Source organism: Planococcus sp. MSAK28401, from assembly GCF_018283455.1.
Classification (GTDB): domain Bacteria; phylum Bacillota; class Bacilli; order Bacillales_A; family Planococcaceae; genus Planococcus; species Planococcus alpniumensis.
Window position 1 is genome coordinate 2,084,661 of sequence record NZ_JAAMTH010000001.1, and the last position, 23,262, is coordinate 2,107,922.

Here is a 23,262-nt window from a genome sequence, read left to right on the forward strand (position 1 = left end):
TTAGAGGCTTTTTTCAATTAAATCGTCACTGAATTCATATAATTTTGAATTGATTCCAAAGCGCGGTTGGCGTGGCGTTCAGCGCGTTCCTGCTTGGACTTGATGCGTTCCCCAAGATCCGGGAACAATCCGAAATTGATGTTCATCGGCTGGAAGTTCTTCGAATCCGCTTCAGTAATATAACGCGCCATGCTGCCAAGTGCAGTTTCTGCAGGCAATACGACCGGCTCTTCGCCAAGTGCCAGTTTCGCCGCGTTGATGCCTGCGAGCAATCCGCTTCCCGCAGATTCCACATAGCCTTCGACGCCTGTCATTTGGCCGGCGAAGAAGATATTCGGATCGGCTTTCAACTGATAGGTCGGCTTCAAGACATTCGGTGAGTTAATGAATGTATTGCGGTGCATGACGCCGTAGCGGACGATCTCGACATTCTCTAGCCCCGGAATCATGCGCAGGATTTCTTTTTGCGCTCCCCATTTCAAATGGGTCTGGAATCCGACGATATTGTACAGCGTGCCGGCTGCATCGTCCTGGCGCAATTGCACGACTGCGTAAGGCCGCTTGCCAGTTTTCGGATCTTCGAGCCCGACAGGTTTCATCGGCCCAAAGGTTAAGGTCTTATCGCCTCTGGCAGCCATCACTTCGACCGGCATACAGCCTTCGAAATAGATTTCTTTTTCGAATTCCTTAAGCGGTACGACTTCCGCTTCGACCAAAGCCGTATGGAAGCGGCGGAACTCTTCTTCGGTCATCGGGCAATTCAGATAAGCGGCTTCGCCTTTATCGTAGCGCGATTTCAAATAGACTTTGTCCATATCGATGCTGTCTTTTTCGACGATCGGTGCTGCCGCGTCGTAGAAATAGAGATATTCTTCGCCAGTCAGCTTGCGGACTTTTTCGGCAAGCGCGGGCGAAGTCAATGGGCCAGTTGCGATGATGGTGATGCCTTCCGGGATTTCTGTCACTTCTTCATTGATCACTTCGACGAGTGGGTGATTGCGGACATTTTCCGTGACCATTCCTGCAAACTCGTGACGGTCGACTGCAAGCGCGCCGCCAGCAGGCACTGATGCTTTATCGGCTGCATCAATGATGACTGAATCCAACTTGCGCATTTCTTCTTTGATGACGCCGACCGCATTGGTCAATGAATTGGCGCGCAGCGAGTTGCTGCAGACCAATTCCGCAAATTTATCCGTATGGTGTGCCGGCGTTTGTTTGACCGGGCGCATTTCATAAAGCCTGACATTGACGCCGCGTTTGGCGATTTGCCATGCCGCTTCGCTTCCTGCAAGTCCGGCACCGATTACATTTACAATTTTCGTCATGATAAAACACCTCTATATAATTATTGAACTTCTTCTTTATAGTCGCATGCTGTGCAATTGATCTGCACGCCTTTTTTCACTTTCTTTTCCACCATCAAGCTGCTGCATTTCGGGCAAGGGCGTTCGATCGGCTTGTCCCAAGACACGAATTCACATTCCGGATAGCGTTCGCAGCCGTAGAATACGCGGCGCTTCTTGCTTTTCCGTTCGACGATCTCGCCTTCTTTACAAGTCGGGCACTTGACGCCGATATGTTTGACGATCGCTTTCGTGTTGCGGCATTCCGGGAAATTGCTGCAGGCCATGAACTTGCCGTAGCGCCCAAGCTTGAACACCATCGGCGAACCGCACTCCTCGCAATCTTCTCCAGCGGGCTCGTCTTTGATCTGGACTTTCTCCATTTCATTTTCCGCCACTTCGAGATCTTTGGCGAACTCTTTGTAAAAGACATCGATGATCGCGCGCCAGTCGACTTCACTTTCTTCGATGCTGTCCAAATCGTTTTCCATTTTCGCGGTAAACTCGATATTCAAAATATCCGGGAAGAAATCACGCACCAATTGATGGACGATTTCTCCAAGTTCGGTCGGGATGAAACGCTTCGCATCGAGTGCCACATAGCCGCGTTTTTGGATGGTATCCAAAGTCGGCGCATAGGTTGACGGTCGGCCTATCCCAAGTTCTTCCAAAGTGCGTACCAATCGCGCTTCCGTATAGCGCGGAGGCGGCTGGGTGAAATGCTGGTTCGGCGTGATTTCAGTCGCTTTGACTTTGTCGCCTTCCTTCATTTCCGGGAGGATGTTGTCTTTTTCTTCTTTTTTATCATCGGTCCCTTCAATATAAAGCTTCATGAAACCAGGAAACTTCACTTGAGAACCATTGGCACGGAAAATCGCTTCGCCGTTTTGCAGCTCTGCCATTACCGTATCAAGGACAGCCGGTGACATCTGGCTCGCCACAAAACGGTCCCAGATCAGCTTGTACAAGCGGTAAAGGTCGCGGGATAAAATGCTCTTCAACGATTCCGGCGTACGGTGGACGCTAGTCGGTCGGACAGCTTCATGGGCATCTTGCGATTTTTGAGATTGTTTTGCTGCAGGCTTCTGCGTCAAATATTCCTCTCCGTATTTGTCGAGGATAAACCCGATCGTATCTTGCTTGGCCGATTCGGAGATCCTGGTGGAATCCGTACGCATATACGTGATCAAACCGGTTACGCCTTCTTTTCCGACCGAGATCCCTTCATAGAGCTGCTGGGCGAGCATCATCGTTTTCTTGGCACGGAAGTTCAACTTGCGCGCTGCTTCCTGCTGGAGAGAGGATGTGGTGAAAGATGGGGAAGGATTTCGTTTGCGTTCTTTTTTGACAACGCTCTTCACTAAGAAATCCTTGCCTTTCATCGTAGCCAGCACGGCTTTGACCTCTTCTTCATTCGAGAGCTTCAGTTTCTTTTCGGGAGTTCCGTAAAACTGTGCCTCGAAAGTTTTTTTCGCTTTTTCGAACTCACCGGTAATCGACCAATACTCTTCCGGTTCGAAATTCTTGATTTCGTTCTCGCGGTCGATGATCAGGCCCAACGCAACCGATTGCACACGGCCAGCCGACAAGCCTTTTTTCACTTTTTTCCATAGAATCGGGCTAATGCTATAGCCGACGAGGCGGTCAAGGATGCGTCGCGCTTGTTGGGCATCGACTAAATCCATATCCAATTTGCGCGGTTGCTTAAACGCATCTTTTACTGCGTCTTTCGTAATTTCGTTGAATACGACGCGGCAATCCGAATCGACGTCCACTCCGAGCGCGTTCGCCAAATGCCAGGCGATCGCTTCACCTTCTCTGTCGGGGTCAGCCGCGAGAAAGACTTTTTTCGCTTTTTTCGCTTCTTTTTTTAGATCCTGTAAGATCGGGCCTTTTCCGCGAATCGTAATATAGCGGGGTTCGTAATTATTTTCAACATCTACCCCCATCTGGCTGCGCGGCAAATCGCGCAAATGGCCGAGTGAGGCTTTCACTTTATACTTTTTTCCCAAATACCGTTCAATTGTCTTCGCTTTTGCAGGCGATTCGACAATCACCAAATAATCTGCCATTCATACTCCTCCTCATAGAGGTCTCTTCAAATTGTGTAAAGAATCACCTGATGCAAAATGTATAACAGTTTTTGGCTGATTGCAAGGCTTTTCGTCGAACCGCCAGTTTTCAGCTTCTCAATTGTCGGTATTCTTCCAGCACTTGAGCCCCATTCCAGATGGGTTTTGCGCCTTCTGCAATTAATTTATGCGGACCGGCCGAAAGAGGGGAAAAGATATTCCCGGGAACGGCGAAGATATCTTTTCCATGATCCAATGCATGCTCAATCGTGCTCAAAGTGCCGCTTTTCACTTCTGCCTGAGTAACGATGACCCCTTTCGACAAACCGCTGATGATACGGTTGCGCATCGGGAAATTCCACTTTCTAGGGGGCATATACGGTGGGTACTCTGTGATCAGCAATTGAGTTTCTTCTATTATAAAGGACAATTCACCGTTCACTTTCGGGTAGCGATGCAAAAATCCACTCCCGATGACAGCAATGGTTTTACCGCCGAAATCAATGGCGCATTGATGCGCCATCGCATCGGCTCCTTTCGCTAATCCACTGACGATGACGAAGCCTTCTGCCAGTAAGGGTGGAAGCAAATGCTGAATAACCGATTTCGAATAGCTTTCAGCTTTTCGCGAACCGATGACCGCTATTTTTTCTGGTGCATCCAGTAAAGTGGAATCGCCTTTCAAATAAAGTACAGCGGGTGGATCAATCAAATCGTGCAAAGAAGATGGATAAAGGGGGTCACGGAAAGTAAGGGGATTGATTCGCTGTTGGTTGTAGATTTTCAGAAAAGGGGTATTTGCGTAATTCAGGTAGGAGCGCTTCAAGGCACTCGCTTTCTCCAAGGGGATTTGCATCGTTTCTGCAAGGTCGCCAGGGCTTCGAACATGCAAATATTCGAGGTTCGGGTCATCTTTCATCAGCCTGGATAATCGGTTCAAAGGCTTTGGATACACATAATGCAGGGCAAGCAAACGTTGAGTGAATTCATCGTTCATGACAGTCCTCCTCCGGTAAAGTCAGCGCAAAAAAGCTGTGCCTAAACTTATCATAGAGCTTCAGGTACAATTCGTAAATATTTTTAAAAATGGATTTTCGCTTTATTGCGATGTGTATACCGTTTATTGTAATGGTCATGGAATTGTTCGACTGCTTTCAACTCCGATTCCCCTTGCGCTTCCTTTTCAAATGCCTGGAAAATGATGCGAACGAAATTTCCTCGGCGCTCATCGCGCAGTTCATCATCTGCCATCATTTCACGGAAAACCCCAACTTCAATTTCTTTCAATACATCAGCAAAATACGAACTGTGGTGAATTAATTCAGGAACGCTGGCGGGTGCATCGGCCTGTAATTCCTCATGGCAAATACACCACACCGCCAATTGTTTCTCAAGCAGCCTGGCTTCACGCAACAACGGATTCGATGGAGGCAGTACATCCTTTATTATCCCGTTCGAAAAATCAAGATACCAAAACAAGAACTTGAGCAGATCGTGTTGGCTGTTTTGTGCACCTTGTGCCAAACTCTGTAAGCGGCTCAGCGCTTCATGGCGGTCAAAGCGCCGATATTCCTCGGTGAGGCACTGCTGAAAAATCCCGTTCACCAGCTTTTCGTTGTCTATAGCTGAAAGCGGATCTTTTCCCAACACTTCCAAATGGTAAAACCCCATCACGCCTGGCAGGAATGGCACAACGAATTCATCCATAATGGTCTGTTCTGCGAGTTCCTGCTTTTTGCTTTTCGTCCTATCGTTCGCCATCTTCACCCCAGAAGCTGCAGCGATTGCCCCTGCCGCTATCCCTAAGACCCATTCTGCTTCCATTCCGTGCCCTCCTACTTACGCATCATGCTATTCATTCCATTATAGATGACAATGAGTCAAAACCGCCGGAAATTGGCTTGAATTCTTTTTTGATTGCCAAAAGAAAAAATCCCCGAAGCATCAGTAAAGATGCTTCGGGGATTCGTTTATTAATGCGTCTTACAAGCGTCGTAAAGGCCTTTTTCCTTGATCACGTTGATCAAGGTTTCGCCGATGACGGAAGGAGTATCTGCAACTTCGATTCCAGCAGCGTTCATTGCTTTGATCTTGTCTGCAGCTGTCCCTTTGCCTCCAGAAATGATCGCACCAGCGTGGCCCATGCGTTTTCCTTCTGGAGCCGTTTGGCCGCCGATAAAGCCGACAACAGGTTTAGTCATGTTTGCCTTAACCCATTCTGCAGCTTCTTCTTCAGCTGTTCCGCCGATTTCACCGATCATGACAACCGCATACGTATCTTCATCTTCATTGAATTCTTTCAATACATCGATAAAGTTCGTTCCGTTGACCGGGTCTCCGCCGATACCAACAGCCGTTGATTGGCCGATACCTTCTTCAGACAATTGGTGAGTCGCTTCATACGTCAATGTACCAGAGCGAGAAACAACGCCGACATGTCCTTTTTTGTGAATGTAACCAGGCATAATGCCGATCTTACACTCGTCCGGAGTGATGACACCCGGGCAGTTCGGGCCGACAAGACGTGTTTTCTTGCCTTCCATATAACGCTTCACTTTGACCATATCCAGTACCGGAATATGCTCAGTGATGCAGATTGCCATATCCAACTCAGCTTCTGTTGCTTCAAGAATTGCGTCAGCAGCAAAAGGAGCCGGCACATAAATTACAGATACATTGGCGCCTGTTGCTTCAACGGCGTCTTGAACTGTGTTGAATACAGGTACGCCTTCCACTTCAGTTCCGCCTTTGCCTGGTGTTACGCCCGCAACGATTTTCGTTCCGTATTCAAGCATTTGCTTTGTATGGAAAAGGGCAGTTGACCCTGTAATTCCCTGTACAAGCACTTTTGTGTCTTTATTAATGTATACGCTCATTTTTGTCCCTGCCCTTCTTTAGCCTACAAGTTCTACGATCTGTTTCGCGCCATCTGCCATAGTGCCAGCAGCTACGATGTTCAGACCTGATTCGTTCAGCAGTTTTTTACCGATTTCTACGTTTGTGCCTTCAAGACGGACGACAAGTGGCACTTCCAGGCTAACTTCTTTAGCCGCTTGGATAACGCCTTCCGCAATGATGTCACACTTCATGATCCCGCCGAAAATGTTAACGAAGATTCCTTTGACATTCTTATCGGAAAGAATGATCTTGAATGCTTCCGTTACTTTCTCAGCAGTGGCACCGCCCCCAACGTCAAGGAAGTTAGCGGGTGAGCCGCCGTAATAGTTAATCGTATCCATTGTTGCCATAGCAAGGCCGGCACCGTTAACCATACAGCCGATGTTTCCGTCCAAAGAGATGTAGCTCAAGTCATACTTGGAAGCTTCGATTTCTTTAGCATCTTCTTCGTCGTAATCGCGCATTTCCATAATGTCCTGGTGACGGTAAAGAGCGTTTGCATCGAAGTTGAACTTCGCATCCAAAGCCACTACCTGCCCGTCGCCTGTAACGACCAATGGGTTAATTTCAACGATTGCTGCGTCTTTTTCCACATAAGCCTGATAAAGGCCTAGCATCAATTTCGCGGCTTTGTTGACAAGCTTAGCCGGGATGTTCATGTTGAATGCCATACGGCGAGCTTGGAAGCCAGTCAAACCGACAACGGGATCGATTGCTTCATAGAAGATACGCTCCGGTGTGTTTGCTGCCACTTCCTCGATGTCCATTCCGCCTTCTTCTGATCCCATCAAGTTGACTAGGGAAGTTTCACGGTCAAGAACTAATCCAAGATAGTATTCTTTTTCGATGTTGCTGCCCGCTTCGATGTAAAGGCGTTTAACTTCTTTGCCTTCTGGGCCTGTCTGATGCGTTACGAGGACCTTGCCAAGCAATTCCTTCGCATATTCACGCACTTCGTCCAAGTTTTTCGCCAGCTTGACGCCGCCTGCCTTGCCTCGTCCACCTGCGTGGATTTGAGCTTTAACAACGACAACATCCGAACCAAGTTCTTTCGCTGCTTTGACTGCTTCTTCAGGTGAAAAAGCAACATGGCCTTCTGGAACTGATACGCCATATTGTTTCAGGACCTGTTTTCCCTGATATTCATGGATATTCATCTGTCATCCTCCAATCAAACATCTGTCTCTTAATTTTATTGCCTTTACCATTGTATTAAAGTTGCCATAGAATGTCCACAGCTTACAGCCACTCTGCATAAAACTTCGAATTTTCCGTCTCTTACAATTTTTGGGCCATTGATTTTACCGGCTCAAAGCTCTTGCGGTGAATCGGGCACGGGCCATGCGCTTCAAGCGCCGCAAGATGGTCTTTCGTACCGTAACCCGCATGTTTCGAAAAACCGTAATGTGGATACATCTCGGCATATTCATCCATTAAATCATCGCGGCCGGTCTTCGCTAGAATCGACGCGGCAGCGATGCATAAACTTTTTGCGTCGCCCTTTATGATCGATTCACACGGCATCCCAAGCGCCAGTTGCATGGCATCCGCCAATACGATATCAGGTGCGGTAGCTAAGCCGTTCGCGGCGGCTTCCATCGATTGTTTTGTCGCCTGGTAAATATTCAGCCGGTCGATGGCTTCAGGCGGCTGGATGTGGACTGACCAACTGATGGCCTGTTGTTTGATAAGCTGCGCCAATTCGTTGCGCTTCGCTTTCGCTATTATTTTCGAATCGTCCAATCCAATGAATGCGCTGCAATCTTCCGGCAAGATGACGGCCGCCGTCACGACCGGTCCGGCAAGCGGCCCGCGACCTGCCTCATCGATGCCAGCGACGAGCGAATCTGCCTGTGCCTTGAACTGCCGATCGAAGCCCTGCTTTTCTTCCAAATTCCGCAGCAAGAAAAGTTTTTTGTCGAAACGGCGCTGCCAGGAGGAAAGCAATTGCTGGACGCTTTTGCGCGAATCGCTTTTCAGTTCCTCCATCCACGGCTCGAATGTTTCTGCTTGCAGTAATTTTTCCTTGATTGATGCTGTCGTTTCCATGTCGCCACTTCCTTTTCACAAAGAAATAGCGGGCCCCGTTTGTAGGACCCGCTGTTTTATGCCAATTCGTCTTGCTCTGTAATCATTTCATCCCGGTAATCGAATGTAATGCGCCCGAGATGCTGGTTGCGGATATCGCGGATGATGATCTCCGCTGTCATTTCATAATCGACTTCGTTGTCTGGGCCGATCATATAGCGTTTTTTGCCGATATGGTCGAAGGTCTTCACCAAGTCTTCATCGATATGGTCAATGCCGTAACGGTCCATTAAACGGTCCGGATAACGCTTTTCTAAAAACTTCAGCGCATAGATCGCCAATTCCTGCATTTGAATGACCGAATCCTTGATTGCACCAGTGACCGCCAGTTTCTGGCCGGTCTCCTGGTCCTCAAATTTAGGCCAAAGAATCCCTGGCGTATCGAGCAATTCGATTTCCTTGCCGACTTTGATCCATTGCTGTGCTTTCGTTACGCCCGGCATATTGCCGGTTTTCGCCAGGCTTTTCTTGGCAAGGCGGTTAATCAATGTCGATTTTCCGACGTTCGGAATGCCGACGATCATAGCACGGATGGCGCGCGGCTTAATGCCTTTCGCTTCCATCCGGTCCCATTTCTCTTTAAGAATCTCCTTCGAAGCTTTGGTGACTGCCTGAAGCCCTTTTCCCTCCAAGGAATTGATTGCTACAGCGCGTGTGCCTTCACGTTCGAAATGCTCGATCCATTTTTTTGTTTCCCGCTCGTCTGCCATATCCATTTTATTGAGAATGATGAGGCGGGGCTTTTGCTGGATCACTTGGTCGATCATCGGGTTGCGTGATGACAGCGGCAATCGTGCATCCACCAATTCAAAGATAATATCCACCAACTTCAGTTTTTCTGTTACTTCCCGGCGCGCTTTCGCCATATGTCCGGGAAACCATTGAATCGTCATGCCATCACTCCTTAATTTACAATGCCGGCTTCATCCACCGGCCAAAAAACGAAATTCGTATTGCCGATCACTTCATCGATCGGCACCAGCCCGATATGGCGGCTGTCTTTGCTAGCTCTGCGGTTATCCCCCATGACGAATACATAGCCGTCCGGAATTGTAGAATAGCTGGTGATGTCTTCGAGCACAAAATCTTCTGTCAAGGTGCCGGTAATGCCGGTCTTGTACTGGTCGAGATAAGGTTCTTCCACTGCTTCTCCATTTATAAAGAGCTGGTCTTCCTCATAGGCAACATGGTCGCCCGGTAATCCGATGACCCGCTTAATATAGTCTTTTTGTTCCGGGGCATGAAAAACGATGATGTCGAAGCGATCCGGTTCACCTATGTCATAGCCGATTTTATTGACGATCATCCGGTCGCCGTGTTCAAGAGTCGGCATCATCGATTCCCCGTCCACCACAATCGGGGTGAATAGGAAAAACCGGATAATTGCCGCAAGGCCGAACGCGATCAATAGAGCTTTGGACCATTCCCACACTTCATTCTTCTTCTTCCCTTCAGCTTCCATGCGTGTTCCTCCCCGCGCTTAATGCTTTAATTGTACAGCGAAACAAGGTGTTTAGCAAAGAAAAGAAAAGCTATCTCCTCGCATTCCTTATGCCCTTAGCGCTTGATAAACCGCACAGTAAAAGGCCCAGGCGATGAGCCCGGGCCTTTTAAATGCAAAGGAAGAAGGCTTAACGCCTTCTTCCTTGTTTGCGATATTAACGGATTTCTTTGATACGAGCTGCTTTACCGCGTAGGTTGCGCAAGTAGTACAATTTAGCACGACGTACTTTACCACGGCGAGTAACTTCAAGCTGAGCGATTTTCGGCGTGTGTACAGGGAATGTACGTTCAACACCTACACCGTACGAGATTTTACGGACAGTGAATGATTCACTGATTCCGCCTCCGCGACGGCTGATAACGACTCCTTCGTATACCTGGATACGTTCGCGAGTTCCCTCGACAACTTTCACGTGGACGCGAACAGTATCTCCTGGACGGAAATCTGGAAGATCCGCACGAAGTTGTTCTTTAGTGATTTCAGCAATGATGTTTTGCATGTTTTTTCTCTCCTTCTACAGATGCTCTTGCAATCCGTAATCTTTGCAGCGGAACACCGTGATTCGTGTACTTTACATAAAAGTACATTCTCCATACTATCACTTCATGCGTCTGGCTGCAAGAGCTATCGTGATTTATTTTTCGGCTTGTAAACGAGCCAATATGGTTTTCTGCTTATCGCTAAGTTCGACATGGTCGAGAAGGTCCGGACGGCGTTCGAGCGTGCGCTTCAAGCCTTGCTCTTCGCGCCAGTCTTCAATTTTAGCGTGGTTGCCAGAAGTCAATACGTCCGGGACGGCCATGTCTCTATAGATCGCTGGACGCGTGTAATGCGGATGCTCCAAGAGGCCGGTCGAAAAGGAATCGCGGACCGGTGAATCGCTATTGCCAAGCACACCCGGCAACAGCCTTACAACGCTGTCGATCACGGTCATGGCCGCCAGCTCCCCGCCGGTCAATACGAAATCGCCGATGGAGATCTCGTCAGTGACCAAATGTTCCCGGATGCGTTCATCGTAGCCTTCGTAATGGCCGCAAATGAACACCAGTTCCTCTTCAAGGGCAAGTTCTTCCGCCTTCTTCTGCGTAAAGCGCTCGCCTTGCGGGCACATCAAGATGACGCGCGGCTTCTTGCCGTCATTTGTGATGCTTTCGACCGCATTGAACACCGGTTCGGGTTTCAGCACCATGCCGGCGCCCCCGCCGAACGGGTAATCATCCACTTGGCGCTTATTGTCGGCAAACTCGCGGATGTCGACAACTCCTAAAGTGACCGCGCCTTTATCCTGCGCTTTTCTCATGATCGAATGCTGGAACACCCCTTCGAACATGGGAGGAAAAAGAGACAACACTTGGATGTTCATCATGATAACAAGCCATCCAATACATCGATGGTGATTTTCTTTTCATCGATATCGACTTCTTTGACCACATCTTCGATATAAGGGATATAATGCTTTTTGCCTTTTGCCGGCGTTACTTCCCAGACGTCGTTGGCGCCGGTCTCCAAAATCTCGGTCACTTCGCCAATTTCCTCGCCTTCAACAGAAAACACTTGGCAGCCGAGAATTTCGTGATGGTAAAAAGCGCCTTCCTCCAAATCGCCGAGATCGTGTTCAGCGATCTTCAGGTAGCCTTCCTTGAACGGTTCGACATCATTGATGGTCGGATAGCCTTCAAAAGATAAAAGATTGAAGTTTTTATGGGTACGGTGGCTCGCCACTTTCACCATGATCGGCTTTTTCGCACCGGCGGTAAACAAGCCGAGCTTATTGCCGATCGCAAACCGTTCTTCCGGGAAATCGGTACGGGACATCACGCGCACTTCGCCACGGATCCCGTGCGTATTGACTATTTTTCCTACATTAAACCATTCCACGCATAAACACCCTTCCTGCATTTTTTCCTGAAAAAAAAGGAAGGAACCGGGGCTCCTTCCTTTCAATCCACAATATCAAGGTACGTTTTTTTCTTATGATAATTTCCTGCTGCTGAATAGACGACAGAGCGTACAGCTTTCGCCACACGTCCTTGCTTGCCGATCACTTTCCCTGTATCGCTTTGATGCACGGAAAGCTTGTAGACGACTCGGTTAGTGTTTTCGTCTTTTTCAATACGAACTGCTTCCGGATAATCAACTAGCGGCTTGACGATCGTTTCAATCAGCTGCTCCATAAGAACGCTCCCTTACTTGTTTAGTTTTTCGTTATGGAATTTCTCCATAATGCCGTTCTGAGAGAACAAGTTGCGTACTGTGTCAGATGGTTTAGCGCCATCGTGAAGCCATTTCAACGCCAATTCTTCGTCGATTTTCACTTCAGCTGGAACTGTCAGCGGGTTGTAAGTACCTACTGTTTTGATTTGACGGCCGTCACGTGGAGCACGTGAATCAGCGACTACGATACGGTAAAAAGGAGACTTTTTAGCTCCCATACGTTTTAAGCGAATTTTTACTGCCATTTTATAAAGCACCTCCGAATAGTTTCACACAAGATATTATATTAGCAAGCTTTAAAAGGTTTGTAAAGTATTTTTTCTTAACACTACCAAATTTACTTGAAAAGCGAGTCCAGGCCTGGCATCGACATCTTTTTCTTGCCCTTTTTGCCGGCCATTCCGGACATTTGTTTCATCATTTTCTTCATGTCTTCAAACTGCTTGAGCAGCCTGTTGACGTCTTGGATGGACGTTCCGGAACCGCGGGCAATCCGTTTTTTGCGGTTTGCATTGATGATTTCGGGAGTCGTCTTCTCCTGGATCGTCATCGAGCGGATGATCGCTTCGACACGCCCCATTTGGCTCTCGTCCACTTGGGCATTTTCGAGGCCTTTAATTTTACCCGCGCCTGGGAGCATCTTCAAAATTTCATCGAGCGGCCCCATTTGCTTCACTTGATCCAATTGCTCCAAGAAATCATCGAATGTGAACGAAGACGTGCGGAATTTTTCTTCCAACTCCTTCGCCTTGGCTTCATCGACGTTCGTTTGCGCTTTTTCGATCAAGGATAGCATATCGCCCATGCCGAGTATGCGGGAAGCCATGCGCTCTGGGTGGAATGGCTCAAGCGCGTCCATCTTCTCGCCTGTCCCGATATACTTGATCGGTTTTTCGGTGACGGTACGTATCGACAATGCTGCACCGCCGCGCGTATCGCCGTCAAGCTTCGTCAAAACGACACCTGTGATGCCGACTGCGTCATCGAAGCTCTGGGCCACGTTGACTGCATCCTGCCCGGTCATCGCATCGACAACAAGGAAAATCTCATCCGGCTCTTTAATCGACCGGATGTCCTTTAGCTCTTGCATCAATTGCTCATCGACATGCAGGCGGCCCGCCGTATCGATGATGACCGTATCGAGATGTTCCGCTTTAGCGTGTTCGATCGCTTCACGGGCGATGTCGACAGGGTTTGCTTCCGTGCCTTTGGAGAACACCGGCAATGATAATTGCTTACCGATCGTCTCGAGCTGGTTGATCGCAGCCGGGCGGTAAACGTCCGCCGCGACGAGCAACGGCTTGCGGTTATTCTTTTTGCGGAGCACACCTGCAAGTTTACCGGTCGTCGTTGTCTTACCGGCCCCTTGCAAACCGACCATCATGATGACGGTTGGCTGGCGTGTCGCAAATTCGATTTTGCTTTGTTCGCCGCCCATCAGTTCAGTCAGTTCATCTTTAACGATTTTTACGACTTGCTGGCCTGGCGTCAAACTCTCCATCACTTCAAGTCCGACAGCGCGTTCGCTGACTTTCTTGATGAACGATTTGACGACTTTCAAGTTGACATCCGCTTCGATCAAGGCAAAGCGGACTTCGCGCATCATCTCTTTTACGTCTGCTTCGGACAATTTCCCTTTACCTTTGATTTTGGTCATTGTCCCTTGCAGGCGTTCAGATAATCCTTCAAATGCCACTATATACCGCCTCCTAGTCCCATTCCTTCAATTCGTCCAAAAACTTCTGGACATTGTCATCGGTGAATGGCTGTTTTTCAAAAGTCGAGACGAGCTGCTGGCGCCGCTGGAATTTCTCGAACAGCTGCAACTTCTCCTCATATTCTTCAAGCATCGCTTCGGTCCGGCGGATATTGTCGTACACCGCTTGGCGGGTGATTTCATACTCTTCGGCAATTTCGCCGAGCGAATGGTCGTCCAGATAATACAAGCTCATATAGCTGCGCTGTTTGGGCGTTAGCAGCTCCTGATAGAAATCAAAAAGATAATTCATTCGTGTCGTTTTTTCCAGTCCCATCAATGACGCTCACCCCATTCATACTCCTGTATACCATACTGAATCCCGAAGCTACCGTCAAGTAATTTTACTTGTCTGAATCTGTTTCTTCTTGCTCTTCACGGTCTAAGCCCTCGGCAAATAAACCGTAGACGTATTTCTGCGGGTCGAATGGCTGTAAGTCATCGAGTTTTTCGCCGAGTCCGACGAATTTCACCGGGATATTGAGCTTGTTGCGGATGGCTAGGACGATGCCGCCTTTTGCGGTTCCGTCGAGTTTCGTCAAGACGATGCCTGTCACTTCCGTCACTTCTTTAAAGGTTTGGGCTTGGATCATGGCGTTTTGCCCTGTCGTCGCATCAAGTGCGAGCAACACTTCATGAGGCGCTCCTGGAATTTCACGGGCAATGACGCGGTGCACTTTCTGCAATTCATTCATCAAATTGACTTTGTTCTGAAGACGGCCTGCCGTATCGCAGATCAAGACATCGATATTGCGCGATTTCGCGGCCCGCACGGCGTCGTACATGACCGCTGCCGGGTCGGAGCCTTCGCTTTGCTTGATGGTTTCAACGCCGACGCGCTGCCCCCACACATCGAGCTGGTCGATCGCTCCGGCGCGGAACGTGTCACCCGCTGCGAGCATGACGGACTTGCCTTCATTTTTCAGGCGCTGTGCCAATTTCCCGATGGTCGTCGTTTTTCCGACGCCGTTGACGCCGACCATTAAAATGACGGTCGGGCCGGATTCGGCAAAGGTCAATTCGCTTAATTCCTGATCGCCTGCCTCATAGATTTCGACAAGCTTTTCAGAAATGACCGACTGGACATTGGATGTGTCTTTGACATTCTGGCGCTGCACTTCATAACGCAGTTCTTCCATTAATTCGATGACCGTCTCAAAGCCGACGTCTGCCTGAAGCAGCACTTCTTCCAATTCTTCGAAAAAGTCTTCGTCGACTTTGCGGTAACGAGCGACCAAATCATTGATCTTCGATGTAAAGCCGGTACGCGTTTTGCTCAAGCCTTCGCGGTATTTTTCTGTTGATTGTTCTTCTTCTACATTATTGCTGAATTTATCTTTTAACTTCTTAAAGAAACTCATCGACTCACTCCTTATTTGATGTCTTCCTGCAATTTCACGGAAACCAGTTTGGAAATGCCGGATTCCTGCATCGTGATGCCGTATAGCACGTCAGCACCTTCCATCGTGCCTTTGCGGTGGGTGATGACAATAAACTGTGTGTCTTCACTGAATTTTTTCAAGTATTGACTGTAACGCACGACATTCGATTCATCAAGCGCCGCTTCGACTTCATCGAGAACACAGAACGGCACGGGGCGCACTTTCAAGATAGCGAACAGCAAGGCGATCGCCGTGAGCGCCCGCTCCCCTCCGGACAACAAGCTCAAATTCTGCAGTTTCTTGCCTGGTGGCTGTGCGATGATGTCGACGCCCGTCATGAGCAAGTCGGATGGTTTGGTCAACACGAGATCCGCAGATCCCCCGCCGAACAATTCACGGAAGACATGACGGAAATGGCTGCGGATAGCGTGGAATGTTTCGTCGAAGCGCAAAGTCATCTCTTCGTCCATTTCCTCGATCAAGGTGCGGAGTGTATTTTTCGCTTCATTCAGATCATCCCGCTGCTCGCTCAGGAAGCGGTGGCGTTCTGCGACATGGTCATATTCCTCGATAGCGCCTATATTGACGCTGCCGAGTTCTTCAATCGATTGTTTGAGAAGCTTCACTTGCTTTCTGACAGTGGCTTCCTCGCCTTCTAGCGGATAGCTGCTTGCTGCTTCAAGATCCATTTCGTAATGATCCCCGAGCTGCCCGAGAAGCCCCTGCAATTGCACATCAAGGCGCGTCGTCTTCACTTCACAAATGCGCACAGCTTCCGTAAATCCTTTATGGATGCGGCTTTGTTCACGCAGTTGCTGTTCTTCTTCGTCGAGCGCGTGCTGCAGCTTTTGACGCTCTTTCCGGGAGGCATCGACCGTTGTGTTTGCCGAACTGCGTGCCTCGGACCATTTTTGGATTTCCGCCTCGATTTCTTCATCCGAAAAGCTTTTGGAAGCTTCATCTGATTGAATCCATTCCAGCTCGCGTTCAAGCTCACCGAGCCTATTGCGGCTGGCTATGCGGCGTTCCAATAATTCATCCACTTGCGCAGTGAGCTGCTGGATGCGTTCTTTGCGGACCGCCATGTCTGATTTGAATTCGGCGAGTTTCGCCAGCAATTCGCCTCTGGCCGTTTCTTTTTGTTGCTTGAAGCCGGTCAATTCCTCGATTTCGCTATTCAAGCCTTCCAGTTCGCTTGCGATAGCCTCCATGCGCTCAGCTGCCTCTTCCCTGCGTGAAGCAAGTCCGGAAAGATCCTGCTTGGTCTGCTGTTCAGCACGGAATAGCGCAAAGCGGCTGTCGGTCGTTTTCCACACCGCTTCGATTTCACGAAGATGAATTGCACTTTCCGCCTCAAGTTCCCTGTAGCGCTCTCCTTCTGTGCGAAGCTGCTCCAATTGCTCTTTCGCGATTTCCGCGCGCGATTGCAATTCACGGACTTTCTGTTCGGCTTCTGCAATGGTGCCTTGAAGGTCAGCTGCCTGCTGCTGCAATTGTTCCAGTTCTGCCTTTCTCGTAAAGAACGAAGCCTGGTTTTTCGTCGCGCCGCCTGTCATGGAACCTCCGGCATTGATGACATCGCCTTCCAATGTCACGACGCGGTACCGGTGGCCAATCGCTTTGGCTATCGAAGTCGCGCCCTCGAGATCTTTTGCCACAAGGACATTGCCGAGCAGGTTTTGGAAAATCATCGCGTACTGTTCGTCATAGCTGACAAGCTGCGAAGCGGTATCCACAAATGAAGGATGCGCCGAAACCGATTGCACCACTTGCTGGGAGATCTGCCTCGGTTTCATAACCGTCATCGGCAGAAACGTTGAACGCCCTGCGCGTTTGGTTCTCAAAAAGCGGATCGCTTCACTGGCACTTTTTTCATCACTCGTGACGATGTGCTGGCTGGCTGCGCCAAATGCCGTTTCGATCGCTTTGGCGTAGGGCTTTTGGACATCTGCCAACTCTGCCACAGCGCCGATGATGCCATTTAGTTCATTGCGCTCCCTTGCCTGCAAGACTTCACGCACCCCATGGAAGAATCCGGAGTAATCCGCTTCCAAGTCCTGCAATGTCTCAATGCGTGCTGATAACTGTTTATGGGATTGATACGCCTGGAACAGTAAGGATTTCTTGTGGTCGTAATCCGCTGCCAATTGTTTTGCTCCGGCTTCTTGTTCTTTAAAATGCTGGCGTTTTTTGTCAAGGTCCTCACGAATTTCTTCGTAAGCTTTTTGCGCTTGCTGTTTCTCTTTCAACAGGCGGGCAAGTTCTTTTTCAAATGATGCTTCTTGCGCGGCGATTCGGCCACTCGATTCCGTCATTTGCTGTTGCTGGAAATCGATGTTTTTCAGTTCGTTCTTCAAACCTGCCTGCTCGTTCATCAATTCGATATAGAGGGATTTCTTTGCTTCAATTTCATTATCGATATCGGCAGGCGTCAAGTTCAATTGCGCCTCCAATTGCTGAATCGACTTGCGGATCTGCTGCTGATCCATTTTCTGCTGTTCAAGAGATTCACTTTGTTCCGCATGGCGCTGTTCAAGCTTGGCAGTTTCTTCGCGCTCAGCCTTGATAGACTCTTCCAATGCATGGCGCTGGCGGTCTGCATTATGCTTTTTCTCGGACATGAGCAATTTGCGGCCTTCCCATTTTTCAGACTCTGAGCTAGCTTCGACCAATGCCGCTTGTGCCGCGTCGATTTTTTGATCCAGCGCATGCACCGATCGCTTCGAAGCGGCTATCAATTGTTCCGTTCCCGAGATTTCACCCGCTAGCCGCCGTTCTTCCGCTGCGTGCTGCAAAGCTTCTTGCGACAACTCGGAAAGTTGTGCCTTCAATGCATTGGCATCGTGTGCCAACAACGCTATATCCGCGTCTTTCAATTGTGCGCTCATGTCGAGATAATCGCGTGCTGCGGATGCTTGCATTTGCAGCGGCTCCATTCGCCCGTCGAGTTCATGCAGGATATCCAGCACACGGTTCAAGTTCTCGTCTGTTTCATTCAATTTGAACTCGGCTTTCCGTTTGCGCTGTTTGTATTTCAATACCCCAGCCGCTTCTTCGAAAATGGAACGCCGCTCGTCCGCTTTGCTATTGAGGATTTCATCAACACGACCTTGGGAAATGATAGAAAATGCTTCCTTGCCCAGTCCCGAATCCATGAACATATCGGTGATATCCTTTAATCGGCACGGCTGTTTGTTCAGCAGATAGGCACTTTCCCCACTGCGAAAAACCCTTCTCGTTACGCTGATTTCGCTGTAATCGAGAGGGGCTTCTCCGTCCGTGTTATCCAAAATTAATGTGACTTCCGCAAAATTAAGCGCTTTCCTTGAATCGCTTCCGGCAAAAATCACGTCTTCCATTTTTGCCCCACGCAGCGATTTTGCGGATTGCTCGCCGAGGACCCAACGGATCGCATCGGTTACATTACTTTTGCCGCTGCCATTTGGCCCGACAACGGCGGTGACGCCAGGGACGAAATCGATGCCGACACGGTCAGCGAACGATTTAAACCCAATTACTTCCAGTCTTTTCAAAAACATGTTCAATCCTCCGCTGTTTCCTGCAATTTAAGGATGGCAAGCTGCGCTGCCTTCTGCTCCGCTTCTTTTTTGGAGCGCCCGTCGCCTAGACCCAGTTCCTGGTCGCCCAAAGAAACGCGCGTCACAAAAATCCGGCTATGTGCAGGACCCTTTTCTTCGATGATTTCATAATTCAAGGTGCCGGTATTTTTCTGCTGCACCAGCTCCTGCAATTGGCTTTTATAATCCATCGCATGAGAAAAAGCACCGACTTCCACTTTCGGGAATAGCACTACCTCTAAAAAGGCCACGACCTTCTCCAGTCCCTGATCCAAATAAAGCGCTCCGACGAATGATTCGAAAACGTCCGCAAGAAGTGCTGGGCGCGTTCTGCCTCCTGTCAATTCCTCGCCTTTGCCGAGCAGAATGTATTTGCCAAAGCCCAGTTCGTTGGCGAATAGGACAAGAGACGGCTCGCATACGATCGATGCGCGAAGTTTGGTCAGTTCGCCTTCCGCCATTTCGGGATATTTCATATAGAGGAAATGCGATACCGACAATTCCAATACGGCGTCGCCTAAAAATTCCAGGCGCTCATTGTCCGTGAATTGTCTTCTTCGATGCTCATTCACATAAGATGAATGGGTAAATGCCTGCTGCAGAAGGGCAGGTTGTTCAAACTGGATGTCCAGCTCTTTTTGCAATTGCTCAAATGCCTGTTTCGCGCTTTCTTTAAGCGCCATTTGTTTGGTGTGTTTCGGTTTTCGTTTCATCGCCATTTTTATCTGCCTTCCTCTATTGTTCTCCTGTTGATTTTACCTGTTTTTCAGGCATTGTGCAAAAAGAGAATTGACGCACAGCTAGGCTGTGCGTCAATCTTTTGTGCTATCAAGCTGGGACGGATCCCGTTTATTCAACTTAAGCTTGTTTTTTTTCGATGTAAGTTACTGCGTCGCCTACTGTTGACATTCCTTCTGCATCTTCATCGGAAATTTCCATGTCGAATTCGTCTTCTAGCTCCATGACCAATTCAACTACATCCAATGAGTCCGCTCCAAGGTCGTTTGTGAAAGATGCTTCAGGTTTCACTTCGCTCTCTTCCACACCAAGACGATCTACGATTACTTTGGTTACTCGCTCCAATACTGTTGACAATGCCGTCACCTCCCCTCAAATCAGTATACATAATTGTAGACTACATGACCATGCCGCCGTCCAAATGTAAAGTCTGGCCGGTTACATAACTTGCTTCGTCCGAAGCCAAGAACAATGCCGCATTCGCTACATCTTCAGGCGCCCCGAAACGGGCAAGCGGAATCTGGGCAAGCATGGTCGATTGTACGTCGTCGCCGAGCTTTTCTGTCATATCAGTTGTAATAAACCCAGGAGCGACTGCGTTAGCGGTAATTCCGCGGCTCGCAAGTTCTCTCGCTGTCGTCTTCGTCAAACCGATGACGCCCGCTTTCGCTGCTACGTAATTCGCTTGTCCTGCATTGCCCATGACGCCGACGATCGAGGCGATATTGACGATGCGCCCCGCACGCTGTTTCATCATTTGGCGTGTCACAGCTTTCGTGCACAGGAAAACGCCTTTCAAGTTCGTATTGATCACATCGTCCCATTCGTCTTCTTTCATGCGCATCATCAAATTATCACGCGTGATGCCGGCATTATTGATGAGGATGTCGATCGAGCCGAATTCCTTCATCGCTGCATCCGCCAGCGCTTTCACTGCATCGGCATCTGCGACATTGGCTTTGACGGCAATGGCTTTGCCACCCGCTTGTTCGATCTCAGCTACGACGGCTTCCGCTTTGTCCTGGCTGCCGCTGTAATTGACGACGATATTTGCGCCTTCTTCAGCAAAGCGCCGGGCAATGGCAGCGCCAATACCTCGCGATGCCCCTGTAACGATGGCTGTTTTTCCAGTTAATTTGCTCATGTTGTCAACTCCTCTACCGCTTTTTCGAATGACGCCAGGTCATGGACCGGAATCACTGTGACTGAACGGTCGATTTTTTTCACCAAGCCGCTCAGCACTTTGCCAGGTCCAACTTCGACAAAGGTAGTGACGCCAAGGTCAATCATCTTCCGCACCGATTGCTCCCATAGGACTGGCGAGTACAATTGGTGAATCGACATGTCTTGCAATTGCGTCGCGTTTGTTTCCGGCTCGGCCTTGAAATTCGTTACGACGGGAACTTTCGCATTAAGCAAAAATGAATCACTTAGCACTTTTGCCAAGTCATGAGACGCGGAACGCATCAATTCCGAATGGAACGGGCCGCTGACATCGAGCGGAATGGCACGTTTTGCGCCGCGCTCTTTTGCCAGTTCACACGCTTTTTCCACTCCCGCTTTCGTTCCGGAAATAACGATTTGCCCCGGGCAGTTCAAGTTTGCCAATTGGACGACTCCTGCGCTATTGGTCGCATCATCCGTCACTTGTTCCAGCTTGTCTGCGTCCATCCCCAGAATGGCGGCCATCGCGCCTTCACCTGCAGGCACTGCTTCATTCATGAATAATCCGCGCTTATGGACCACTTCCACCGCTTTTGGAAATTCCAGGACATTCGATGCGACGAGGGCACTGTATTCACCAAGGCTATGCCCCGCTGTATAATCCGGTCGGATGCCTGCACGAATCAATCGTTCCGTGATCATCGAGCTGACAGTCAAAAGCGCCGGCTGTGCGTGATAAGTCAAAGTCAATTCTTCCTGCGGGCCTTCGAGCATCAATTTCGACAAGCCCATCCCAAGCACTTGGTCGGCGCTTTCGTAAAATTGGCGGCTCTTGTCATCTTCCAGAAAGCTTTCGCCCATGCCCACTGCCTGTGAGCCTTGCCCAGGATAAATAAATGCGATTTGCTTTCTCATGACGATTGTTCCTCCTTCAAGGTACTGTAAATCTTGCCGGCCACATCGTGCTCGACCATTGTGCGCGCCTGGCGGATGGCGTTATAAAATGCGGTGCCGTTGGATGAACCGTGCGCTTTGATGACCGGCGCCTTCAGCCCGAATAATCCTGCACCGCCGTACTCGCTGTAATCCAGCATGCCTTTTAACGCACTCAAATCATTTTTCACGAGCATTGCCGCTATTTTAGTTTTAGTTGAAGCCATAAAAACATCTTTGATCATCGAGAATACATTCATCGCAGTCCCTTCGATCGTCTTTAAGACCATATTGCCGGTAAAGCCGTCAGTGACGACTACATCAGCAGCACCGTTCAGCAAATCACGCGACTCCACATTTCCAATGAAGTTAACAGGTGCTTCTTTAAGCAGCGGAAATGCCGCTTTCGTCAGTTCATTGCCTTTTTTCTCTTCTGTCCCGATATTCAGCAAGCCGACAGTCGGATTGCTGATACCTCTCACTTTTTCGGCATAGATGCTGCCCATGATAGCGTATTGCACAAGGTGCTCCGGCTTAGCATCGGCATTGGCACCGAGATCCAGCATAAGAAAGCCTTTTCCGTCCATCGTCGGCAAAGTCGGTGCCAGCGCCGGGCGGTCGACACCGTCGATACGTCCGACGATAAACAAACCCGCTGACATAAGGGCTCCTGTATTGCCTGCGGATACTGCCGCGTCCGCGGTTCCTTCTTTGACCGCTTCAGCCATACGGACCATCGATGCATCTTTTTTGCGTCGCACCGAACGGACCGGATCGTCTTCCGATTCGATCACTTCAGCGCAATGGGTAATGGTCAAACGGTCTTGCGGTTTTATGTATTCGTCAATTTTGTCCTGTTGCCCGTAAAGCAAAATCTCCACGTCGCCAAATGCTTCGAGTGCTTGTTTGACACCTTCGATAATTTCTTTCGGGGCGTTGTCCCCGCCCATTGCATCAATCGCTATTTTCACGAATTGTCACCTTCACTTTGTTCAGTCATGCGGTACATTTCAAATGTCCCGATAAAAACTACTGCCTGGTCAACCGTCGACACCACTTTGACGAACGCGCGGTGCTTTTGGGGCTGCCTGTCGGTCACTTGCGCTTTCGCGACGACCCGCTGCCCGGCTTTAACCGGCTTCAAAAATTGCAATTCCGATTTCACCGTCAACGCCAATTCTTCGTTCATCACCGCTACCGCCAAGGAATTCGCCTGTGCAAACAGATGATGACCCCTGGCAATTCTATTGCGCTGGAAAACGTGTTCCGGTTTGACATCAAAAATCGAAATGGCTTTATTGTCCAATTCTATATCGATAATCTCGCCAATCACTTCGTCAATCGGCAAAGATTTCACTTCATCATCAAAAGTCTTCTCGGCAACATGTTTAATGCGCTCCCGAAGTTCAGGAATCGAAAGCTCCATCCTGTCGAGACGGATGGTCTGGACACTGACCCCGAACTCCGCCGACAATTCTTCATCGGTCACAAACGGATTGTCTTTGATAGAGGATTTCAGCGCAGCCTGCCGCTCTTTTTTAGGTTTTCTCACTATGTCACCGCCCGCTATTAGCACTTGGTACTAATAT

At 49.2% G+C, this 23,262-nt stretch carries 24 protein-coding genes; all 24 read right to left on the bottom strand.

Annotation, left to right across the window (positions count from 1 at the left end; genetic code table 11):
• Positions 1-17 precede the first annotated feature (17 nt).
• Positions 18-1,328 carry an FADH(2)-oxidizing methylenetetrahydrofolate--tRNA-(uracil(54)-C(5))-methyltransferase TrmFO gene (gene trmFO, locus G3255_RS10675; RefSeq protein WP_211654448.1) on the bottom strand — a complete coding sequence of 437 codons (1,311 nt, stop codon included), beginning with the start codon at positions 1,326-1,328 and terminating at the stop codon, positions 18-20.
• A 20-nt stretch (positions 1,329-1,348) separates the two neighbouring features.
• Positions 1,349-3,418 carry a type I DNA topoisomerase gene (gene topA / locus G3255_RS10680; RefSeq protein WP_211654449.1) on the bottom strand — a complete coding sequence of 690 codons (2,070 nt, stop codon included), beginning with the start codon at positions 3,416-3,418 and terminating at the stop codon, positions 1,349-1,351.
• Positions 3,419-3,527: 109 nt separating this feature from the next.
• The gene (gene dprA / locus G3255_RS10685) at positions 3,528-4,415 is read right to left on the bottom strand and encodes a DNA-processing protein DprA (RefSeq protein ID WP_211654450.1); all 888 of its coding nucleotides are present in this window, start codon (positions 4,413-4,415) and stop codon (positions 3,528-3,530) included.
• 83 nt (positions 4,416-4,498) lie between these two features.
• Positions 4,499-5,242 carry a hypothetical protein gene (locus tag G3255_RS10690; RefSeq protein ID WP_211654451.1) on the bottom strand — a complete coding sequence of 248 codons (744 nt, stop codon included), beginning with the start codon at positions 5,240-5,242 and terminating at the stop codon, positions 4,499-4,501.
• A gap of 149 nt (positions 5,243-5,391) precedes the next feature.
• The gene (gene sucD / locus G3255_RS10695; protein ID WP_211654452.1) at positions 5,392-6,294 is read right to left on the bottom strand and encodes a succinate--CoA ligase subunit alpha; all 903 of its coding nucleotides are present in this window, start codon (positions 6,292-6,294) and stop codon (positions 5,392-5,394) included.
• Positions 6,295-6,312: 18 nt separating this feature from the next.
• Positions 6,313-7,473 (bottom strand): ADP-forming succinate--CoA ligase subunit beta, encoded by a 1,161-nt coding sequence (gene sucC, locus G3255_RS10700; protein ID WP_058383573.1) that lies wholly within the window; start codon positions 7,471-7,473, stop codon positions 6,313-6,315.
• Positions 7,474-7,594: 121 nt separating this feature from the next.
• Entirely contained in the window at positions 7,595-8,365 is a 771-nt protein-coding gene (gene rnhB, locus G3255_RS10705; protein WP_211654453.1) for a ribonuclease HII, read from the bottom strand.
• A 56-nt stretch (positions 8,366-8,421) separates the two neighbouring features.
• Positions 8,422-9,297: a ribosome biogenesis GTPase YlqF gene (gene ylqF, locus G3255_RS10710; protein WP_211654454.1), complete on the bottom strand. Its 876-nt coding sequence runs from the start codon at positions 9,295-9,297 to the stop codon at positions 8,422-8,424.
• A gap of 11 nt (positions 9,298-9,308) precedes the next feature.
• On the bottom strand, positions 9,309-9,866 hold the full coding sequence (gene lepB, locus G3255_RS10715) for a signal peptidase I (protein ID WP_211654455.1): 558 nt from the start codon (positions 9,864-9,866) through the stop codon (positions 9,309-9,311).
• Positions 9,867-10,062: 196 nt separating this feature from the next.
• Positions 10,063-10,407, bottom strand: a complete 345-nt coding sequence (gene rplS / locus G3255_RS10720) for a 50S ribosomal protein L19 (protein WP_058383570.1) — start codon at positions 10,405-10,407, stop codon at positions 10,063-10,065.
• A gap of 135 nt (positions 10,408-10,542) precedes the next feature.
• On the bottom strand, positions 10,543-11,271 hold the full coding sequence (trmD, locus tag G3255_RS10725) for a tRNA (guanosine(37)-N1)-methyltransferase TrmD (protein ID WP_211655833.1): 729 nt from the start codon (positions 11,269-11,271) through the stop codon (positions 10,543-10,545).
• Entirely contained in the window at positions 11,271-11,786 is a 516-nt protein-coding gene (rimM, locus tag G3255_RS10730; protein WP_349291431.1) for a ribosome maturation factor RimM, read from the bottom strand. The genes trmD and rimM overlap by 1 nt, the downstream gene beginning before the upstream one ends.
• Before the next feature lie 62 nt (positions 11,787-11,848).
• Positions 11,849-12,082 carry a KH domain-containing protein gene (locus G3255_RS10735; RefSeq protein ID WP_101190532.1) on the bottom strand — a complete coding sequence of 78 codons (234 nt, stop codon included), beginning with the start codon at positions 12,080-12,082 and terminating at the stop codon, positions 11,849-11,851.
• A gap of 12 nt (positions 12,083-12,094) precedes the next feature.
• Positions 12,095-12,367: a 30S ribosomal protein S16 gene (rpsP, locus tag G3255_RS10740; RefSeq protein WP_058383567.1), complete on the bottom strand. Its 273-nt coding sequence runs from the start codon at positions 12,365-12,367 to the stop codon at positions 12,095-12,097.
• 92 nt (positions 12,368-12,459) lie between these two features.
• Positions 12,460-13,818: a signal recognition particle protein gene (ffh, locus tag G3255_RS10745; RefSeq protein WP_211654457.1), complete on the bottom strand. Its 1,359-nt coding sequence runs from the start codon at positions 13,816-13,818 to the stop codon at positions 12,460-12,462.
• Positions 13,819-13,831: 13 nt separating this feature from the next.
• Entirely contained in the window at positions 13,832-14,155 is a 324-nt protein-coding gene (locus tag G3255_RS10750; RefSeq protein ID WP_058383565.1) for a putative DNA-binding protein, read from the bottom strand.
• 67 nt (positions 14,156-14,222) lie between these two features.
• Positions 14,223-15,239 (bottom strand): signal recognition particle-docking protein FtsY, encoded by a 1,017-nt coding sequence (ftsY, locus tag G3255_RS10755; RefSeq protein WP_211654458.1) that lies wholly within the window; start codon positions 15,237-15,239, stop codon positions 14,223-14,225.
• A gap of 11 nt (positions 15,240-15,250) precedes the next feature.
• Positions 15,251-18,799 (bottom strand): chromosome segregation protein SMC, encoded by a 3,549-nt coding sequence (smc, locus tag G3255_RS10760; protein WP_211654459.1) that lies wholly within the window; start codon positions 18,797-18,799, stop codon positions 15,251-15,253.
• Between the two features lie 2 nt (positions 18,800-18,801).
• Complete coding sequence (rnc, locus tag G3255_RS10765) at positions 18,802-19,557, bottom strand: ribonuclease III (protein ID WP_211654460.1); 756 nt, start codon at positions 19,555-19,557, stop codon at positions 18,802-18,804.
• A gap of 139 nt (positions 19,558-19,696) precedes the next feature.
• Positions 19,697-19,933 carry an acyl carrier protein gene (locus G3255_RS10770; RefSeq protein WP_058383561.1) on the bottom strand — a complete coding sequence of 79 codons (237 nt, stop codon included), beginning with the start codon at positions 19,931-19,933 and terminating at the stop codon, positions 19,697-19,699.
• 40 nt (positions 19,934-19,973) lie between these two features.
• Positions 19,974-20,720 (bottom strand): 3-oxoacyl-[acyl-carrier-protein] reductase, encoded by a 747-nt coding sequence (fabG, locus tag G3255_RS10775; protein ID WP_211654461.1) that lies wholly within the window; start codon positions 20,718-20,720, stop codon positions 19,974-19,976.
• Positions 20,717-21,655 (bottom strand): ACP S-malonyltransferase, encoded by a 939-nt coding sequence (gene fabD, locus G3255_RS10780; protein ID WP_211654462.1) that lies wholly within the window; start codon positions 21,653-21,655, stop codon positions 20,717-20,719. Before fabD ends, fabG begins: the two co-directional genes overlap by 4 nt.
• Positions 21,652-22,644, bottom strand: coding sequence for a phosphate acyltransferase PlsX (gene plsX, locus G3255_RS10785; protein WP_211654463.1), 993 nt, complete (start codon positions 22,642-22,644; stop codon positions 21,652-21,654). The genes fabD and plsX overlap by 4 nt, the downstream gene beginning before the upstream one ends.
• Positions 22,641-23,225: a transcription factor FapR gene (gene fapR / locus G3255_RS10790; RefSeq protein ID WP_211654464.1), complete on the bottom strand. Its 585-nt coding sequence runs from the start codon at positions 23,223-23,225 to the stop codon at positions 22,641-22,643. Before fapR ends, plsX begins: the two co-directional genes overlap by 4 nt.
• Positions 23,226-23,262: the final 37 nt, after the last annotated feature.

Excerpts from the sequence above, each read along its gene's own strand:
- sucD (WP_211654452.1), bottom strand. The coding sequence starts at position 6,294 with ATGAGCGTATACATTAATAAAGACACAAAAGTGCTTGTACAGGGAATT.
- ylqF (WP_211654454.1), bottom strand. The coding sequence starts at position 9,297 with ATGACGATTCAATGGTTTCCCGGACATATGGCGAAAGCGCGCCGGGAA.
- trmFO (WP_211654448.1), bottom strand. The coding sequence starts at position 1,328 with ATGACGAAAATTGTAAATGTAATCGGTGCCGGACTTGCAGGAAGCGAA.
- trmD (WP_211655833.1), bottom strand. The coding sequence starts at position 11,271 with ATGAACATCCAAGTGTTGTCTCTTTTTCCTCCCATGTTCGAAGGGGTG.
- dprA (WP_211654450.1), bottom strand. The coding sequence starts at position 4,415 with ATGAACGATGAATTCACTCAACGTTTGCTTGCCCTGCATTATGTGTAT.
- ftsY (WP_211654458.1), bottom strand. The coding sequence starts at position 15,239 with ATGAGTTTCTTTAAGAAGTTAAAAGATAAATTCAGCAATAATGTAGAA.
- G3255_RS10735 (WP_101190532.1), bottom strand. The coding sequence starts at position 12,082 with ATGGAGCAGCTGATTGAAACGATCGTCAAGCCGCTAGTTGATTATCCG.
- G3255_RS10750 (WP_058383565.1), bottom strand. The coding sequence starts at position 14,155 with ATGGGACTGGAAAAAACGACACGAATGAATTATCTTTTTGATTTCTAT.
- G3255_RS10690 (WP_211654451.1), bottom strand. The coding sequence starts at position 5,242 with ATGGAAGCAGAATGGGTCTTAGGGATAGCGGCAGGGGCAATCGCTGCA.
- rnhB (WP_211654453.1), bottom strand. The coding sequence starts at position 8,365 with ATGGAAACGACAGCATCAATCAAGGAAAAATTACTGCAAGCAGAAACA.
- sucC (WP_058383573.1), bottom strand. The coding sequence starts at position 7,473 with ATGAATATCCATGAATATCAGGGAAAACAGGTCCTGAAACAATATGGC.
- lepB (WP_211654455.1), bottom strand. The coding sequence starts at position 9,866 with ATGGAAGCTGAAGGGAAGAAGAAGAATGAAGTGTGGGAATGGTCCAAA.
- rnc (WP_211654460.1), bottom strand. The coding sequence starts at position 19,557 with ATGGCGATGAAACGAAAACCGAAACACACCAAACAAATGGCGCTTAAA.
- rplS (WP_058383570.1), bottom strand. The coding sequence starts at position 10,407 with ATGCAAAACATCATTGCTGAAATCACTAAAGAACAACTTCGTGCGGAT.
- smc (WP_211654459.1), bottom strand. The coding sequence starts at position 18,799 with ATGTTTTTGAAAAGACTGGAAGTAATTGGGTTTAAATCGTTCGCTGAC.
- rpsP (WP_058383567.1), bottom strand. The coding sequence starts at position 12,367 with ATGGCAGTAAAAATTCGCTTAAAACGTATGGGAGCTAAAAAGTCTCCT.
- topA (WP_211654449.1), bottom strand. The coding sequence starts at position 3,418 with ATGGCAGATTATTTGGTGATTGTCGAATCGCCTGCAAAAGCGAAGACA.
- fabD (WP_211654462.1), bottom strand. The coding sequence starts at position 21,655 with ATGAGAAAGCAAATCGCATTTATTTATCCTGGGCAAGGCTCACAGGCA.
- fabG (WP_211654461.1), bottom strand. The coding sequence starts at position 20,720 with ATGAGCAAATTAACTGGAAAAACAGCCATCGTTACAGGGGCATCGCGA.